At 70.2% G+C, this 16,019-nt stretch carries 15 protein-coding genes; 6 read left to right on the forward strand and 9 right to left on the reverse strand.

The features are described 5' to 3' along the window. Window positions 1-6: 6 nt before the first annotated feature. From VFA06_RS00845 to VFA06_RS00875, 7 genes are all read right to left on the reverse strand, one after another. The gene (locus tag VFA06_RS00845) at window positions 7-1,302 is read right to left on the reverse strand and encodes an alpha/beta hydrolase family esterase (protein WP_324838381.1); all 1,296 of its coding nucleotides are present in this window, start codon (window positions 1,300-1,302) and stop codon (window positions 7-9) included. 74 nt (window positions 1,303-1,376) lie between these two features. Beyond that, the gene (locus VFA06_RS00850; RefSeq protein WP_324838382.1) at window positions 1,377-2,324 is read right to left on the reverse strand and encodes an alpha/beta hydrolase; all 948 of its coding nucleotides are present in this window, start codon (window positions 2,322-2,324) and stop codon (window positions 1,377-1,379) included. Beyond that, window positions 2,317-3,489, reverse strand: a complete 1,173-nt coding sequence (locus VFA06_RS00855; protein ID WP_324838383.1) for a branched-chain amino acid ABC transporter permease — start codon at window positions 3,487-3,489, stop codon at window positions 2,317-2,319. The genes VFA06_RS00850 and VFA06_RS00855 overlap by 8 nt, the downstream gene beginning before the upstream one ends. After that, window positions 3,486-4,355, reverse strand: coding sequence for a branched-chain amino acid ABC transporter permease (locus tag VFA06_RS00860; protein ID WP_324838384.1), 870 nt, complete (start codon window positions 4,353-4,355; stop codon window positions 3,486-3,488). Before VFA06_RS00860 ends, VFA06_RS00855 begins: the two co-directional genes overlap by 4 nt. Further along, complete coding sequence (locus VFA06_RS00865) at window positions 4,352-5,149, reverse strand: ABC transporter ATP-binding protein (protein ID WP_324838385.1); 798 nt, start codon at window positions 5,147-5,149, stop codon at window positions 4,352-4,354. Before VFA06_RS00865 ends, VFA06_RS00860 begins: the two co-directional genes overlap by 4 nt. A gap of 26 nt (window positions 5,150-5,175) precedes the next feature. Beyond that, window positions 5,176-6,057: an ABC transporter ATP-binding protein gene (locus VFA06_RS00870; protein WP_324838386.1), complete on the reverse strand. Its 882-nt coding sequence runs from the start codon at window positions 6,055-6,057 to the stop codon at window positions 5,176-5,178. A gap of 11 nt (window positions 6,058-6,068) precedes the next feature. Next, on the reverse strand, window positions 6,069-7,310 hold the full coding sequence (locus VFA06_RS00875) for a substrate-binding domain-containing protein (protein WP_324838387.1): 1,242 nt from the start codon (window positions 7,308-7,310) through the stop codon (window positions 6,069-6,071). 297 nt (window positions 7,311-7,607) lie between these two features. Here VFA06_RS00875 and VFA06_RS00880 point away from each other — a divergent pair, with 297 nt between their 5' ends. The 4 genes from VFA06_RS00880 to VFA06_RS00895 all read left to right on the forward strand — a co-directional run bounded on the left by VFA06_RS00880 (window position 7,608) and on the right by VFA06_RS00895 (window position 11,564). Then, window positions 7,608-8,408: a CoA transferase subunit A gene (locus VFA06_RS00880; protein ID WP_324838388.1), complete on the forward strand. Its 801-nt coding sequence runs from the start codon at window positions 7,608-7,610 to the stop codon at window positions 8,406-8,408. A gap of 1 nt (window position 8,409) precedes the next feature. After that, window positions 8,410-9,072: a CoA transferase subunit B gene (locus VFA06_RS00885; protein WP_324838389.1), complete on the forward strand. Its 663-nt coding sequence runs from the start codon at window positions 8,410-8,412 to the stop codon at window positions 9,070-9,072. A 181-nt stretch (window positions 9,073-9,253) separates the two neighbouring features. Next, window positions 9,254-10,726 carry an MFS transporter gene (locus VFA06_RS00890; RefSeq protein ID WP_324838390.1) on the forward strand — a complete coding sequence of 491 codons (1,473 nt, stop codon included), beginning with the start codon at window positions 9,254-9,256 and terminating at the stop codon, window positions 10,724-10,726. A 25-nt stretch (window positions 10,727-10,751) separates the two neighbouring features. Further along, entirely contained in the window at window positions 10,752-11,564 is an 813-nt protein-coding gene (locus VFA06_RS00895) for a DUF1932 domain-containing protein (RefSeq protein ID WP_324838391.1), read from the forward strand. 51 nt (window positions 11,565-11,615) lie between these two features. On the opposite strand, the gene VFA06_RS00900 is transcribed toward VFA06_RS00895, so the two are convergent. Further along, window positions 11,616-12,086: a helix-turn-helix domain-containing protein gene (locus VFA06_RS00900; protein WP_324838392.1), complete on the reverse strand. Its 471-nt coding sequence runs from the start codon at window positions 12,084-12,086 to the stop codon at window positions 11,616-11,618. A 91-nt stretch (window positions 12,087-12,177) separates the two neighbouring features. On the opposite strand from VFA06_RS00900, the gene VFA06_RS00905 reads away from it, so the two are divergent. Together VFA06_RS00905 and VFA06_RS00910 are read left to right on the forward strand one after the other, a co-directional pair. Beyond that, complete coding sequence (locus VFA06_RS00905; protein ID WP_324838393.1) at window positions 12,178-12,561, forward strand: PPOX class F420-dependent oxidoreductase; 384 nt, start codon at window positions 12,178-12,180, stop codon at window positions 12,559-12,561. 148 nt (window positions 12,562-12,709) lie between these two features. Further along, on the forward strand, window positions 12,710-13,159 hold the full coding sequence (locus VFA06_RS00910) for a Clp protease N-terminal domain-containing protein (RefSeq protein WP_414639795.1): 450 nt from the start codon (window positions 12,710-12,712) through the stop codon (window positions 13,157-13,159). A gap of 49 nt (window positions 13,160-13,208) precedes the next feature. Here the strand turns inward: VFA06_RS00910 and polA are convergent, their stop codons facing one another. Beyond that, window positions 13,209-15,968, reverse strand: coding sequence for a DNA polymerase I (gene polA / locus VFA06_RS00915; RefSeq protein WP_324838395.1), 2,760 nt, complete (start codon window positions 15,966-15,968; stop codon window positions 13,209-13,211). Window positions 15,969-16,019: the final 51 nt, after the last annotated feature.

Consider the following 16,019-nt stretch of genomic DNA (forward strand, 5'->3'; position numbering starts at 1 on the left):
GTGCTGCTACGGGCAGTGTGAGTCGGCGATCACGTAGTAGCCCGAGCTCGTCTCCTCCAGGGTGTGGACCGTGTAGATGTTCCACAGGCCCATGTTTTGGTTGGAGCCGTTGGCGTACGTGTACCCGCCGGACTGGTACGCGTGCCCGTCAACGGTTTGCTGATAGTTGTTCTCGGTAAAGCACTTCGGGCTCCACGTCGAGGACGGGCTCGATGACGGCGATGCGGACGCCGACGGCGTGGGTGAGGTAGACGGCGACGCTGTCGCGCTCGACGAGGACCCGGAGCCGGATCCGTTGAGGCCCCAGAAGAGTGCTGTGTAGTACGTCGAGCAGATGTAGTTGAGGAAGTACGCGCCGGTCGTACCGCACTGTGCGGTTGCTGAGCCGGGGTTAACTGCCAGGCCGTGGCCCATGCCGGAGATCATGTACATCTCGACTGCGGGCTTACCGCTCGCGTCGTTGTAAATGCTCTCGGTGGTACCGCCGGGCAGCGATGCGGTAGACGAAGCCGTCTGGCTGATGCCCCACACGCCGGTCCACTGGTCCATCAGATCGGTCGCGTTGGCGGGGTTGACGGTGTAGTCGCTCGTGCCCTGCCAGATGGCGACGCGCGGCCAGGGGCCGCTGTATCCGGGATCTGAGTTGGTCGCCAGCGCGGCCCACTGCGCGACGGTCTTGTTCACCGTGCCGGACTGGCAGGGAGAGGCGCTGGTGCTGCCGCCGGTGGCGCACTGGGCCGGAAGGCCGGAGTCGACCGAGCCGGCCGCGAACACGTCCGGGTAGTCGGCGAGCAGGTCGGCGGTCATCCCGCCGCCGGCGGACAGCCCGGTGACGTAGATCCGGGAGGCGTCGATCGAGTAGTGCGCCTGCATGTACTGGACCATTTGGATGATCGAGGCGGCTTCGCCGTTGCCGCGGGTGTCGTCCGAGGAGGTGAACCAGTCGAAGCACTCGAGGGAGTTGTTCGCGGAGGTCTGCTGCGGGAAGACCAGGTCGAAGCCCCACTGGTCGGCGTACTTGGGCCAGCCGGAGTCGTTGTAGTAGTCGGACGCCTGCTGGGTGCACCCGTGCAGGGCGACCACGAGCGGGGCGTTCGGCTGGGCGGAGGCGGGGATGTAGTCGTACATCTGGAGCGCGCCCGGGTTCGAGCCGAAGTTCGAGACCTGGGTCAGCGAGCCGGCGGCCTGGGCACGCTGGCCCGAGCCGGTGGCGACGAGGAACGCGGTGAGTGCGGCGAGCACGACGGCCAGCGCGAGGGAGGCGCGGGTCGGCGGGCGGCGCGCAAACGACTTTGGTTGCACGAAATGCCTTTCGCCGGTGGGTGTGGCCTTTCCAGGCCGTGACCTTAGGCGGGATTTCGCGCTTTCATCATGTGTTATGCCGCCACTTCAGGCGGCGCGGCAGTGTTGTTCGCGCGACCGCGTTGTTTGTGTTCGGCGTGCCGGATCAATTCGGCGGCCACCGTATCGGCGCCGACGCCGGGTCCGATGATCGTGTAGTGATTGGTGTCTGATATCAGCGTGGCGGTTACCCGAGCGCGGTCGATACCGGCCGCCGTGAGGATGTCGTGGTCGTAGAAGCCGTGCGGCTGGTTGAGAATGCCGCGCTCCGCGTAGAGGAGTGTCACCGGGCACGTCGCGGTGTTGATCGCCTCGCTGACGAAGTCGTCGGTGATCAACTGTCGTCCGTCTGCCCGTATCGCGTCCTCGATGCATGAGGAGATGACCTTGCCGTCGGGCAGCCAGAGGGTGTCGCGGCCCAGATATGCGACGAGTTGCGGGCTCCAATGGCCGATGAACGAGGGATGCTCCCGGTGGAAGTCCAGGTATGCCTCGCCGTCGGCGAAGGTCATGTGCAGCTTGCGGATCGCGGGGCCGACCGTGAATTCCAGCAGCTCGTCGGGATCGTCGATGCCGGAGACGAGCGGAAGCCTGGCGCCGCCGTCCACCGCGACGAGCGATTCCACGCGGTCGGGATGCCGCGCGGCGAGCGCGCAGACGATGAACGCGCCGAGGGAGTGCCCGACGAGCACTGCGCGGTCCAGGCCGGCGTGGTCGAGGACGGCGATGACGTCGTCCACGTCGGCATCGAGTCCCCAGGGCGCGGCTATGTCCCGGGAGTAGGCGCGGCCGCGCAGGTCGAGGGCGAGGAGGTTGACCCGGCGATCGACGGCTTCGGCGACCGCGGCCCAGGCCAGGGCGTTCGCGGTGATGCCGTGCACCAGTACGGCGGTCGGCGCGCCGGGCTCTGCCGCGGCCCAGCGCAGCAGATCCCCGCCCCTGACCGGTATCTGGTATTCCTCGAAATCGCGGAAGTCAGCCACGCGGCGCCACCTCTTCCCGGCTTTTCGCGTTCACGGCGTCGCGCTTTGCGCGGTGCCGCCTGGTTATCGGCATACCTCTCATGGGCATGGTCGAGGCGCGCAGGCGCGCAGGCAACGTGGCGAGTCCACCCGGGAGAAAAAACACCACCGCCACGAACGAAACTCCTAACAAAAAGAGTGGCTGCTGTAGCGGGCTGCGCAGAAGGCCGGGGAGCGAGGCCACGGAGGAGGAGCCGGAAAGCCGGGTGAGCGACTGATCGGCGTACGCGTACAGCACTCCCCCGGCGACTACGCCCCATCGGCGCCCCGCGCCGCCGAGCACCACCATGACCAGCAGGCCGAGCGTGAAGTCCGATCCGGACACGGTGGGCGTCGCGCCGCCGAGCAGCAACAGATAAATCACTCCCCCGCCGGTGGCCAGCACTCCGGCGATCACGAACGCGAGCAGCTTGAACAGGTACGGGTTCAGGCCCAGCACCTCGACGCGTTGCTGGTTCTCCTTCACCGCGCGCATCATCCGGCCGGGTATGGATGTGGTCAGCCACCAGACCACGGCCGCGCACAACGCCAGGTAGGCGAGGGCGAGCCAGTACAGGTTGGCGGTGTTGCGGATGCCGGAGAGCGCGGCCGGGACGGCGGCGGCGTTGAGCGTCTGGCCCTGCTCCCCTCCGGTCAGCGCGGGCGAGCCGGAGACCACCAGCAGCGAGACGGCCTGGCCGAAGGCGAGCGTGACCATGGCGAACCCGATGCCGTCCACGCGCAGCGCCACCGCGCCGAGCACGACCGCCGCGACCAGGCCGACGCCGAGTCCGGCGAGCGCGGATATCAGCAGGCTGTATCCGGCGTGGTCGACCAGGATGGTGGTGACGTACATGCCGCCGGTCACGAACAGGCCGTGGCCGAAGGACATGATGCCGGTGTGCCCGAACAGCAGGTCGTAGCTGAGTGCGAGCCCTGCGAAGACCAGGCACACGGCGAGCAGTTGCAGGGTGCCGGGCGAGTCGAGCGGTCCGTCGAAGACTCCGGGCAGCTGGACGGTCGAGTAAGGGATCGCATAGAGCAGCACCAGTGCGAGCACGACGAGCGCCGCGCGTCGGGCCGTCCCGCCGCTCGAAGCGATCGCGCTCGTCGCTCTCGCGGGAATCAGTGGTCTATTCGGGCTCATGCCGGCCTGCCCTTAAGGTCGCGCCGGCGCAGCAACAGGACCGCGGCCAGCAGGATGACGACGGACTCGTCGCCGAGGTTCGGCGAGAGGTAGTTGGCGAACTGCTGCACCAGCCCGACCGCAGCGGAGGCCACGGCGGTCCCGGTGAGCGAGCCCATCCGGCCGAGCACCACGACGACGAACGCGAAGATCAGCAGCGAGGTGCCGTCGCCGGGCGAGATCGATCCCTGGTACAGGCCGTCGAGCAGCCCGGCCAGGCCTGCGGCGGCTCCGCCGAGCGCGAAGACTCCGGTGAACGCGCGGTGCACGTCGATGCCGAGCGCCGCGACCATTTCCCGGTTCTCGACACCCGCACGCACGACCAGTCCCGCGCGGGTGCGAGCGAGCAGCAGCCGCAGGCCGCCGAGCAGCGCGAGCGCCGCGGCGATCAGCACGAAGCGCACCGTCGGGATGTGCGCGCCGAGGAGGTTGACGGTGCCGGCCAGCCACCCGGGCAGGGTCCAGGTGCGCGGGTCGGCGCCCCAGACCGCTTGCAGCAGCGCGGGAATCGCGAGCCCGAGGCCGACCGTCGCGAGCACCTGGTCGAGCGGCCGCGCATACAGGGGCCTGATGATGAAAAGCTCGGTGAGGGCGGCGAGCGCCGCGCCGCCGGCCACCGCGGCGATGAGAGCCAACCCGAGTCCGAAGCCGCCCGCGACGTGGTCGGCCACGGTCCAGGCCGCGTAGCCGCCGACCGCGACGAAGGCCCCGTGCGCGAAGTTGAGCACGTCCATCAGCCCGAAGATGAGCGAGAGGCCGGAGGCGACCAGGAAGTAGAGCGCGGCGAGGCCGAGGCCGGTCGCGGACAGCAGAATCAGGGTGCTCACCATGCACCTGCCTCGAGGTCGGCGGCCGGTGCGGCCGCCGGTGCGGGTTTCGCAGTCGTCGAATGCACCGGTGCCGCGGACACGCCGAGCAGCCGGTTGGTCAGGCTCGGGTCGGCGAGCAGGTCCCGGGCGTCGCCGGTGTGCACGACCCGTCCCATGTCGAGCACGACCGCGTCGCGCGCCATCCGCCGCACGACTGCGAGGTTCTGCTCGACGAGCAGGATCGGCACCTGCTGCGCGATGCGTCCAAGCGCGAGCGCGACCTGCCCGGCGTATTTCGGGGAGAGGCCCTTGGTCGGCTCGTCGATCAGCAGCAGCCGGGCCGGGCCGAGCAGGACCCGCCCGAGCGCGAGCATCTGCTGCTCGCCGCCGGAGAGCGTGCCGGCGGGCTGGCGGGCGCGCTCGCGCAGTACCGGGAAGAGTTCGTACACGAAGTCGTAGCGCGGCGCCGCGCGGGCCGGCTCGGCCAGCCGCAGGTTCTCCTCGACGGTGAGGCCGGCGAAGACCGCGCGGTCCTCGGGCACGTAACCGATGCCGAGCCGGGCGATCCGGTGCGTCGGCAGGGTGCTGAGATCCGTTCCGGCGAAGCTGACCACGCCGCCGATCGGGTGCAGCCCGAGGACCGACTTCACCGTCGTCGTCTTGCCGACGCCGTTGCGGCCAAGCAGCGCGGTGACTCCGGTAGCGGCCACGTCGAAGGTGACGCCGTGCAGGATGGCGCTGCCGCCCAGCGTCACGGTCAGACCGCTGACACGCAGAATCGGCTCGGTAGCCGTCGGCGCGCGGTCAGCCACAACCTGATCAACCGAACTCTGATATGTCACAGCGGCTCTCCCAGATACGCCTCGCGCACCGTCGGGTCGTCGACCACGACGGCCGGCCGGTCGCAGGCGAGCAGCGCGCCGTGGTGCAGCACCGCGACCCGCTGCGCCAGGCCGAGCACGACCTCCATGTGGTGTTCGACCATCAGGATCGTGGCCCCGTCCCGGTGCACCTCGCGAATCAGCTCGGTGAGCTCCGGGACCTCCTCCATCGCCATGCCGGCCATCGGCTCGTCGAGCAGCAGCACCGAGGGCCCGGCCGCGAGCAGGATCGCGAGTTCGAGCTTGCGTTTCTCGCCGTGCGAGAGCGAGCCGGCGCAGGCAAGGGCGCGGTGGCCGAGGCGGCAGCGCTCCAGCGCCTGCGCCGCGCGTTCCCGCGCCGGGCGGCCGATCCTGCGCCACACGGCCAGGCAGCCGAGCGGTCCGGCGAGCGCCACCTGCGCGGCGAGCTGCGCGTTCTCGGCGACGGTCAGGCCCGGGAAGACGCTGGAGGTCTGGAAGGTCCGGCCGAGGCCGTGGCGCACGCGGCGGTGTGTCGGCAGCCGCGTCACGTCGTGGCCGCCGAGCGCGATCCGGCCCTCGTCCGGGCGAAGCAGACCGCTGATGAGGTTGAACAGCGAGGTCTTGCCGGCCCCGTTCGGTCCGATGACGGCGAGCAGTTCGCCGGGCTCGGCCGCGAAGCCGACCCGGTCGACGATCGCGCGGCCGCCGACCCGCCAGGTCAGCTCCTCGATCGCGAGCGCGGGGACCGGCCGTTGCCCGGGCCCGGCCCAGCCGCGCTGTGCGTCACCGGGCCGGGCATCACGAGCGCGGGCGTCGTCGCCTTGAGCGCCGGGCGCGCCTTCGGCGGCCGGTGCGGCGGCCGCCGAGGGATTCTCCATCACCGACTCCATCAGGATCCTGACGTCGGCCAGGCCGGCGCCGCGGGCGGCGGCGGGGCGATGGCGGCCGGGTCCACGCTCTTGACCAGCTGCGCCGTCCAGGCGGTGCCCGCGCCGCTCAGCTTCGCCTGGAACTCCGGCTGCAGCAGCGCGTGGTCGGCGGCGCGGACCGTGTACTGCCCGGCGACGCCCTGGAAGCTCCAGCCCTCCAGCGCCTTGATCTGCTTGTCGACGCTCACCGGGTCGGCCTCGATGGCGTGCGCGAACATCTGGGCCGCGGTGAAGCCGTCCGGGGTGAACAGGTCCACGGTCCCGCCGGCCTTGCGCACGTTCGCGGTCATCGCCGCCTCGATCGGGTTGTTGCCGCCCGCCCCGGCGAAGTAGTGCGCCAGGAACTCGATCTTCGAGCCGGCCGGCCCGGTCGCCGGATAGGTGGCCGTGTTCGCCAGGCCGGTGACGACCTGCGTCGCGGAGAGCACGCCCTGCTGGTCGAGCGCCGTCCACAGCTGCGTGGCGTTGCTTCCCGCCCACGCCACGAACAGCAGGTCGGGGTGCGCCGCGAGCACCTGCTGGGTGAACGGGGTGAAGTCGGTCGCGGTCGGCGGCACCAGGACGCTGGAGACCGCGGCGCCCTTCGCGCCGAGCACCGCCTTGACGCCGGTGGCGTTCGCCGTGCCGAACTCGCTGTTCTGCGCGAGCACGACGACCTTCTTGCCGGTCAGATCGCCGACGAAGGTGCCGGCGGTGGCGATGTCCTGATACGACTCGCGGCCGGAGCGGAAGGTGTAGCGGTTGAGCCCGTCGAGCTTGTCCGTGGCCGCGGGCCCGGCGATGTCGAGCACCTTGTTCTGCGCGGCCACGGCGGCGACCTGCAGCGCGATCGCCGAGTCGACCGAGCCGCCGATCAGCGTCACGCCCTGGCCGATCAGGTCCTTGGCCTCGGAGACCGCCGTGGTCGGGTTGTCCGCGTCGTCCTCGACCGTCAGGTCGATCTTGTGCCCGGCGACCTTTCCGGTGCCGTGGGTGACGTAGTCGAGTCCGGCGGTGAGCCCGGCGAGGTACTCGGCGCCGTAGGACGCGAACGGGCCGGACTTCGCGGTGATGATCCCGATCTTGACGTCGGCGCTCGCGGCCGGGCCGCCGCCGCTGCCGCCGCCGCTCGCCGAGGTGGGTGAGGCACAGCCCGCGGCCGCGGCGGCCAGGGCGGCCGCGGCCAGCCCGGCGCCGAGGCGGCGAGGGGAAACAGAGCGCATCGTTGCTGCTCCTTCGAGAGGTCGGGTCCGGCTGTCGCGGTGGGCGGATTCAGTGCGCTGCCGGAACCCTAGGAACAGCGGCGATCCGCACCCATGGAGCGCGCCGCCATACTCGCGGCGGTCCGCATGTGCGCGTCCGCCATCCGATCGACCGGCGGCCCGGCCGAGACTCGCGACCGACAGCTCACTGGCTAGAGTCGTTCGCAGGAACTCGCCTCCCACAAGGACGTAGCGAGTCAGACGCAGCGGCTTCGCCGTCAACGAGGATTGGGCCGCTACAAGTTAGGGATGGGCTCGATGGACAAGGTGGTCACCGCGGCCGAGGCCGTGGCCGACATTGCGGACGGGGCGAGTATCGCCGTGGGGGGCTTCGGCCTCTGCGGCATCCCGTCCACCCTGATCGCCGCGCTGCTCACGCGGGGCGCGACGGATTTGCGGGTCGTGTCGAACAACTGCGGGGTGGACGGCTGGGGCCTTGGCCTGCTGCTGGAGGCGGGCCGGATCTCCCGGATGACCAGCTCCTACGTTGGGGAGAACAAGGAGTTCGCGCGGCAGTACCTGTCCGGCGAGCTGGAGGTGGAGCTCACGCCGCAGGGCACGCTGGCGGAGCGGCTGCGCGCGGGCGGCGCCGGAATCCCGGCGTTCTACACCGCGACCGGGGTCGGCACCCAGGTGGCCGAAGGCGGGCTGCCGTGGAAGTACGCCTCCGACGGCTCGGTGGCGGTCGCCTCGCCGCCCAAGGAGGTGCGCAGCTTCGGCGATCGCGAGTACATCCTGGAGCAGGCTATCGTCACGGACTTCTCGCTGGTGCGGGCCGCGGTGGCGGACTGGCACGGCAACGCGGTCTTCAACGGCTCGGCGATGAACTTCAACCCGCTCGCCGCGATGGCCGGACGGATCTGCGTGCTCGAGGCGGAGCGGATCGTCGAGCCCGGCGAGATCGCGCCGGCGAGCGTGCAGCTGCCGGGCGTGCACGTGCACCGGGTCGTCGAGGCGACCGTGACGGAGAAGCGGATCGAGCGGCGCACCGTGCGCCCGCGCCCGCAGCAGGCCGGCGCCTCCGCGACCGCAGCCCCCTCCAGCGAGAACGGGAACTGACATGGCCCTCGACCGCAACCAGATGGCCGCTCGCGCCGCGCTCGAACTGCGCGACGGGCAATACGTGAACCTCGGCATCGGCCTGCCGACGCTCATCCCGAACTACGTGCCCGAGGGCGTCACGGTCGTGCTCCAGTCGGAGAACGGCATTCTCGGTACCGGACCGTACCCGTACGAGGGCGATGAGGATCCTGATCTGATCAACGCGGGCAAGGAGACGGTGACCCTGCTGCCGGGCGCCTCGCTGTTCGACTCCGCCGCGTCCTTCGCGATGATCCGAGGCGGCAAGATCGATATCGCGGTGCTCGGCGCGATGCAGGTCAGCGAGCAGGGCGACCTGGCGAACTGGATGATCCCCGGCAAGATGGTCAAGGGGATGGGCGGGGCGATGGACCTGGTGCACGGGGCGAAGAGGGTGGTCGTCCTGATGGAGCACGTGGCCAAGGACGGCGGGCACAAGCTGGTCAAGGAGTGCTCGCTGCCGCTGACCGGCAAGCGGGTCGTCAACCGGGTGATCACCGACCTGGCCGTCATCGATGTCGAGGACGAGGGCCTGGTGCTGCGCGAGCTCGCTCCGGGCGTCACGGTCGAGGAGGTGGTCGCCGCCACCGGTCCGACGCTGCGCGTCCCGAGCGGCGAGGTTCCCACCATGCCAGTCGGTTGATTCAACACTGATCCAACCGCGATTCACCGTGGGGCCGGGCTCGTTCGCGTAGACCGGCCCCACTTGCGTCGCCGGCAGAGTATGCCGCTCCCACATCCCCTCGCCCGAGCCCGCACAGGACAGTACCCACACGCGCCACGCGCGGCGCGCTTACCCGTACCCCTGTGACAGGAGCTCGACGATGAGCACCACCACCGCATCAGAGACGGCCGCCGCAGGCGCCGACCGCGCGCAGTCCCCCTGGCGAGTCGTCGGAGCCTCGCTGGTCGGCACCACGCTGGAGTGGTACGACTTCTTCCTCTACGGCACCGCCGCCGCGGTCGTCTTCCCCAAGGTCTTCTTCGTCAAGGCCGATCCGCTGACCGGGACGCTGCTCTCCTTCCTCACCTACGCGCTCGGATTCGCGGCGCGGCCGCTGGGCGGGGTCTTCTTCGGCAACCTCGGCGACCGGATCGGCCGCAAGCGCGCGCTGTTCCTGACGCTGGTGGTCATGGGCGCCGCGACCACGCTCATCGCGGCAGTGCCCTCATACGCGTCGATCGGGGTCGCCGCCCCGATCCTGCTCACCACGCTGCGGATGATCCAGGGCTTCGCGCTCGGCGGCGAGTGGGGCGGCGCGGTCCTCATCGTCGCGGAACAGGATCGCGGACGCCGCGGATTCTGGGCGTCGTGGCCGCAGGCGGGCGCGCCGCTGGGCAATGTGCTCGGTACCGGGGTCATCCTGCTGCTGAGCCAGAACCTGAGCGAGTCGGCGTTCCTGTCCTGGGGCTGGCGGATCGGCTTCGCGCTCTCGGCGCTGCTGATGATCCTCGGCCTGTGGGTTCGCGCCTCGCTGCATGAGACCGAGGCGTTCCGCCAGTCGCTCGCCCGGCGTGAGGCGACCCGCGCGACGGCAAAGCCGCCGGTCGTCGAGGTGCTTCAGTCCTCGTGGAAGCAGCTGCTCACCGCGTTCGGCGCGCGCATGGCCGAGAACATCTCGTACTACGTGATCACCGCGTTCATCCTGGTGTACGTCGTCGACTTCCTGAAGCTGCCGAAGTCCTTCGGCCTCGACGCGGTCCTGATCGGCTCGGCGGTCGAGTTCGCGTTGATCCCGCTGTTCGGCATCCTGTCGGACCGGGTCGGCCGCCGACCGGTGTACCTGGCCGGGGCGATCGGCATCGGCGTGTGGACGCCGTTCTTCTTCGGCATGCTGAATTCGAGGTCGTACCCGCAGGCGGTCGCGGCCGTCACCATCGCGCTGGCGTTCCACGGCCTGATGTACGCGCCTCAGGCGGCCTTCTTCGCGGAGCTGTTCGCCACCAACGTGCGTTACTCCGGAGCGTCGATCGGCTACCAGGTCGCCTCGATTGCCGCGGGCGCGCCGGCCCCGCTCATCGCGGTGGCGGTGCTGCAGCACAACGGCGGCAAGACCCCGACGCTGCTCGCGATCTACCTTGGCGCGGCGGCCCTGCTCACGCTCATCGCGGTGCTCGCAGCGCGCGAGACCCGCGCGACCGACCTGGTCGCCGCCGTGAGCCCGGTGCAGGCGGCCGAGGCGCTGGCGGGTCCGCGCGCCGTGCCCGCCTCGTCCGGCGCTAGCATGCTCCAGTCCCCCGCCTCGGTGTCCTCGGCCGGCTCGAACTCGGCTGCGAGGCCCGAGCCCACCGCGTAACGCAGTAAGAGGTAGGTACGCACGTATGCAGGGCCGCGTCGAGGCAGGCGTTCTCCATCCCGGGGCGATGGGCGCCTCCCTCGGCGCGGCGCTGCGACGGAACTGCGAGGCGGTGCTCTGGGCGGCACAGGGCCGTTCCCCAGAAACGCATCACCGGGCGCAGCAGGCCGGACTTACCGAGGTCCCCGACTTGTCCACCCTCGCCTCCCGCGCGCAGGTGATCGTCTCAATCTGTCCGCCCCACGCCGCCGAGGACGTGGCGCGCGACGTCGCACGACATGCGAGCCCGGACTTACGGCTCTACATCGACGCCAATGCGGTTGCGCCCGCGACCGTCGAGCGCATCGCAGTGCTCTTCGATCAGGACCGCGTCGTCGACGCAGCCCTGGTCGGCCCGCCGGCGTGGCAGCCGGGCACGTTCCTCTGGCTCTCCGGGCCGCGAGCCGACGAGGCGGCCGAGCTGTTCGCGGACACGCCGCTCGACGTGCGCGTGCTCGGAGACCGCCTCGGCCAGGCGTCGATGGCGAAGGTCTGCTTCGCGCTGCAAAGCAAGGCGATGCCGACGATCTGGCTGGCCATGGCTGAGGCCGCAACGGCGTACGGCGTACTCGCGCCGGTCCGCGAGGTCCTGGCCGAAGACGGCATCGACTTGGACGCGCAGCTCGCGTCGATCGAGCGCCGCGCGCGCCCGAAAGCCTGGCGCTGGGCAGGCGAGATGGACGAGGCTGGGGCGGCCCTCGCCGCTCTCGGCCTGCCCGACGGCTGGTCCCGCGCCGCCGCCGAAATGTACCGCCGCGTAGCCAACGAATCCCGGGCCGACGCTGACCCGCGCGACTAGCGGTCCCTGGGCCGCCATTGCAGCCCCTAGCACTACGCAGTTAGGCGTGCCCTAGGCCGTTGCCGCCGTCACCACCGCTGTCCCCGGCCCCGGCATGAGATCGATGTCCGCGGCGTGCATCGGCTGCCCGCAGTGCTCGCACCGCAGGTCCACGCTGCCGATCTGGCCGCAGGCGTGGTGCCGGTAAAGCACCGGCGGCCCGGCCTCACCGGCGAGCCACTTGTCGCCCCAGCGGACCATCACCATCAGCACATCGACAAGCTCCGTCCCCTTTCCGGTGAGGACATATTCGTACCGCGGCCGGCGGTCGTAAGGCTGGCGCTCGATGATCCCGCGCTCAACGAGGTAGTTCAGCCGTTCGGTAAGCACCTTGCGCGAGATGCCGAGATCGGCCTGGATCTGTTCGAACCGGGAGATGCCGACCCAGATGTCGCGCAGGATCAAGGGCGACCACGGCTCGCCGATCACGTCGAGGGTCCGCGCGATGGAACAGGCCATCTCGCTGAAGTCGGTGCGCTGCATGACCGCAGTCTAGCAATTGGGGTTCCCTTAAGGAACTCGAAGCGCTACGGTGTCAGGGTCTCCCAAGGGAACTCTGAAAAGGAGAGCAACGATGCTCGACCCGACCGTACGCCGCGCGCTCGACGGCACCTCGCTGGCCCACCTCGCGACCGTTCTGCCGGACGGCTCGCCGCACACCGTGCCGCTCTGGATCGGAACCCACGACGATTACATCGTCTTCCTCACCGGCCCGAACTCGCGCAAGGCACGCAACCTGCGCCGCGACCCGCGGGTCGCCCTGTCCCTCACGTCGGCCGACAACCCTTTCGAGCCCGTCATCGTGCGCGGCCGGGTCATCGAATGGCTCGAGGGAGACCCGGCCTGGACGATCATCGACCAGTTGTCCACCAAGTACATCGGCCAGCCGTACTCGCGAGCCGAAGAGCGCGTCGTCGCGGTCATCGAGCCGGAACGGCAGTCGGTCGGCATCGGCTGAGCGGCGGCGCTCCTAGGGTCGCGCCCGGTTCCTAGCACCGCACAACGCCGTACGATGTGCACCCATCGGGCCAACTTCGGGCTCAGAGCACTGCGTTTCATAGCCGTGTGCCTCAGCGACCGACGCAGTCGACCAGGGAGGGCAAGCGGTGTTTGAGCGGTATACGGAAAACGCTCGACGAGTCGTCATTTTGGCCTCCGACAAAGCTCGCATGCTGCGCCACGATTACATAGGCGCTGAGCACCTCCTGCTCGCCCTGATCCACGACGAACAGAGCACCGCCGGACGGCTTCTGAGTGCCTTGGGGATCTCGCACGCGACCGTGCGGCGGGATGTCGAACAGGCGGTCCCGGCGGGAGTCGCGGAGACTCCCGACCATCTCCCGTTTCACCCGGCGGCCAAGCAGGTCCTGGAGCTCGGGTTGTTAGAGGCCGTGCGGCTCAACAGCCCGCGCATAGGTACCGGGCACCTGCTTCTCGGTCTGATCCGCGAGGGTGAGAGTCCTGGGGCGCAAGTGCTCAGCGCGCTCGGCGTTGACTTGGAAGGCGCTCGCCGCGCGGAACGTCTCGTGCGGGAGGGCGGCCAGCCGCAGGCGTGACGCGCAGCGAGGCGGCGGAGCGCGCGCACCCGGCGAGCACCGGTGCGGGTCAGTGGCCGGCGGCCTGCCAGTCGCGGCCGAAGCCGACCGAGACGTCGAGCGGCACCCGCAGCTCATAGGCGGAGCCCATCTCCCGGCGCACCAGCTGCTCGACCAGCTCGCGCTCCTCGTCGCAGACCTCGAGGACCAGTTCGTCGTGCACCTGCAGCAGCAGGCGCGACTTGAGCTGGTGCTCCCGCAGCGCGTCGTCCACCCGCAGCATGGCGACCTTGATGATGTCCGCCGCCGAGCCCTGGATCGGCGCGTTGAGGGCCATGCGCTCGGCCATCTGCCGCAGGTGCGGGTTGGTGGAGGTCAGGTCCGGCAGGTAGCGCCTTCTGCCGAGGACCGTCTGGGTGTAGCCGGTCTTGCGGGCCTCGTCGACGACCGCGCGCAGGTAGTCGCGGATGCCGCCGAAGCGCGCGAAGTAGTCCTCCATCATGTGGGTGGCCTCGGCGTTGCTCACACCGAGGTTCTGCGCGAGGCCGTACGCGGACTGCCCGTAGGCCAGGCCGTAGGAGACCGCCTTGACCTTGCGGCGCAGGTCTCCGGTGACCTCCCGGGGCGACACGTTCCACACCTTGGCCGCCACCGAGGAGTGCAGGTCCTCGCCCGAGTTGAACGCCTCGATCAGGCCCTCGTCGCCGGAGAGGTGCGCCATGATGCGCATCTCGATCTGGCTGTAGTCGGCCGTCATGAGGGTGTCGTATCCGGGGCCTGCGATGAAGGCCTTGCGAATGCGGCGGCCCTCCTCGGTGCGCACCGGGATGTTCTGCAGGTTCGGGTCCACCGAGGACAGCCGGCCGGTGGCGGCGACCATCTGATTGAACGTCGTATGGATGCGGCCGTCGTCCAGCACCGTCTTGACCAGGCCCTCGACCGTGGTGCGCAGCCGGTTCACGTCGCGGTGGCGCAGCAGGATGACCGGCAGCGGATGGTCGGTCTGGCCGGCCAGCCAGGTCAGCGCGTCGGCGTCGGTGGTGTAGCCGGTCTTGATCTTCTTCGTCTTCGGCAGCTTGAGCTGCTCGAACAGGATCTCCTGCAGCTGCTTGGGCGAGCCGAGGTTGAACTGGACGCCGGTGGCCGAGTGCGCTTCCTCCACCGCGTGTTTGACGTCCGCGGCGAAGCCGACTTCGAGATCGGACAGGTACTCACGGTCCGCGGCGATGCCGGCGCGCTCCATCCGGGCCAGCAGCAGGAGCAGCGGCAGTTCGACGTTACGCAGCAGGTTCTCGGCGGTCTGCTCGGACTCGGCGCGCCGGTCGAGTTCCTGCTCGAGGCGCGCGGACAGCTCGGTCAGTACGGAGGCGGCCCGCATCAGGCCGATCGGCGCCTCATCCTGCTCGCCGAGCACGTCGAGGGTCAGCTGGCCCTCCGGCTGGGCGCTGGTCAGCTCCCTGCCGAGGTACTGGCGGACCAGGTCGGCCAGCTCGGCGGTGCGCACGCCCGGCTGGACCAGGTACGCGGCCAGCGCGGTGTCCCCGCCGAGGCCCGCGAACGGGAAGCCGTGTTCGGCGAAGGCGAGGATCGGGCCCTTCGCGTCGTGCAGGATCTTGGGCTTGGCCGGGTCGGCGAGCAGCTTGCCGAGCGCGGCCTCGTCGGCGGGGTCGAGGCTGTCCGGGGTGAAGTAGGCGGCGTGCGCGTCGGCGGTGGCGAGGGCGATCGCGGTCAGCTGTCCGGCGCCGCGGCCCCAGCGGCCCTCGACCGCGATGCCGATCGGGTCGGCGCCGGCGGCGTGCTCGGCGAGCCAGGGGGCGAGCTCGCCGGTGAGCAGCACGGCGGTGTGCAGTTCGGGCTCGTCGTCGCGCGGGGCGCTCGTGTCGGGTTCCGGGGCGTCGAGGCCGAAGACGTCGTTCATCCGCGGGCGCAGGGCGCGAAACTCCAGCGTGGTGAACAGCTGGTCGACCGCGGCGGTGTCGGCGGCGGCACGGGCCAGGTCGGCGGGGCGCAGCTCGAGTTCGACGTGCCGGTCGAGCTCGGTGAGCAGCCGGTTGGTCTGCACCTGCTCAAGGTGCGCGCGCAGCGCCTCGCCGGCCTTGCCCTTGACCTCGTCGGCGCGCTCGGCCAGCTGCGCCAGGGATCCGAACTCGCGGATCCACTTGGCCGCGGTCTTCTCGCCGATGCCGGGGATCGAGGGCAGGTTGTCGGAGGGGTCGCCGCGCAGCGCCGCGAAGTCAGGGTACTGCTGCGGGGTGAGGCCGTACTTCTCCTCCACCGCCTCCGGGGTGAAGCGCACCAGGTCCGCCACCCCCTTGCGCGGGTAGAGCACGGTGATGTGGTCGGTCACCAGCTGCAGCGCGTCGCGGTCCCCGGTGACGATGGCGACGTCGAAGCCGTCGGCCGCGGCTTGGGTCGCCAGGGTCGCGATCAGGTCGTCCGCCTCCGAGCCGTCCTTGCGGAACACCGGGATATGCAGCGCGGTCAACAGTTCGCACAGCAGCTCGACCTGGCCGGCGAACTCCGGCGGAGCCGAAGCGCGCTGCGCCTTGTATGCCGGGAACAGCGTGGTGCGCTTGAGGGTCGCGCGGGAGACGTCGAAGGCCACGGCCAGGTGCGTCGGGGCCTCATCGCGCACCACGTTGATCAGCATCGAGGTGAAGCCGTAGATCGCGTTGGTGGACTGGCCGGTGGAGATGGTGAAGTTCTCCGCGGGCAGCGCGTAGAAGGCCCGGTAGGCCATGGAGTGGCCGTCGAGCAGGAGCAGCTTGCCACCCGCCGCGGACGCGCCCGCCGGGCCGGTGGTCGCCGTGCTCTGTCCGATCTCGCTCACTGCCGATACTCCCGTCTTCTCCACGGATGCGATCCTATGCGCTGGGTCCGA

The sequence above is a fragment of the Actinocrinis sp. genome, assembly GCF_035653575.1.
Taxonomy (GTDB): domain Bacteria; phylum Actinomycetota; class Actinomycetes; order Streptomycetales; family Catenulisporaceae; genus Actinocrinis.

What these genes read in the sequence shown, in the direction of transcription:
- VFA06_RS00880 (WP_324838388.1), top strand. Translation starts at nt 7,608, where the DNA reads ATGGACAAGGTGGTCACCGCGGCCGAGGCCGTGGCCGACATTGCGGAC.
- VFA06_RS00890 (WP_324838390.1), top strand. Translation starts at nt 9,254, where the DNA reads ATGAGCACCACCACCGCATCAGAGACGGCCGCCGCAGGCGCCGACCGC.
- VFA06_RS00885 (WP_324838389.1), top strand. Translation starts at nt 8,410, where the DNA reads ATGGCCCTCGACCGCAACCAGATGGCCGCTCGCGCCGCGCTCGAACTG.
- VFA06_RS00900 (WP_324838392.1), bottom strand. Translation starts at nt 12,086, where the DNA reads ATGCAGCGCACCGACTTCAGCGAGATGGCCTGTTCCATCGCGCGGACC.
- VFA06_RS00855 (WP_324838383.1), bottom strand. Translation starts at nt 3,489, where the DNA reads ATGAGCCCGAATAGACCACTGATTCCCGCGAGAGCGACGAGCGCGATC.
- VFA06_RS00905 (WP_324838393.1), top strand. Translation starts at nt 12,178, where the DNA reads ATGCTCGACCCGACCGTACGCCGCGCGCTCGACGGCACCTCGCTGGCC.
- VFA06_RS00870 (WP_324838386.1), bottom strand. Translation starts at nt 6,057, where the DNA reads ATGGAGAATCCCTCGGCGGCCGCCGCACCGGCCGCCGAAGGCGCGCCC.
- VFA06_RS00895 (WP_324838391.1), top strand. Translation starts at nt 10,752, where the DNA reads ATGCAGGGCCGCGTCGAGGCAGGCGTTCTCCATCCCGGGGCGATGGGC.
- VFA06_RS00875 (WP_324838387.1), bottom strand. Translation starts at nt 7,310, where the DNA reads ATGCGCTCTGTTTCCCCTCGCCGCCTCGGCGCCGGGCTGGCCGCGGCC.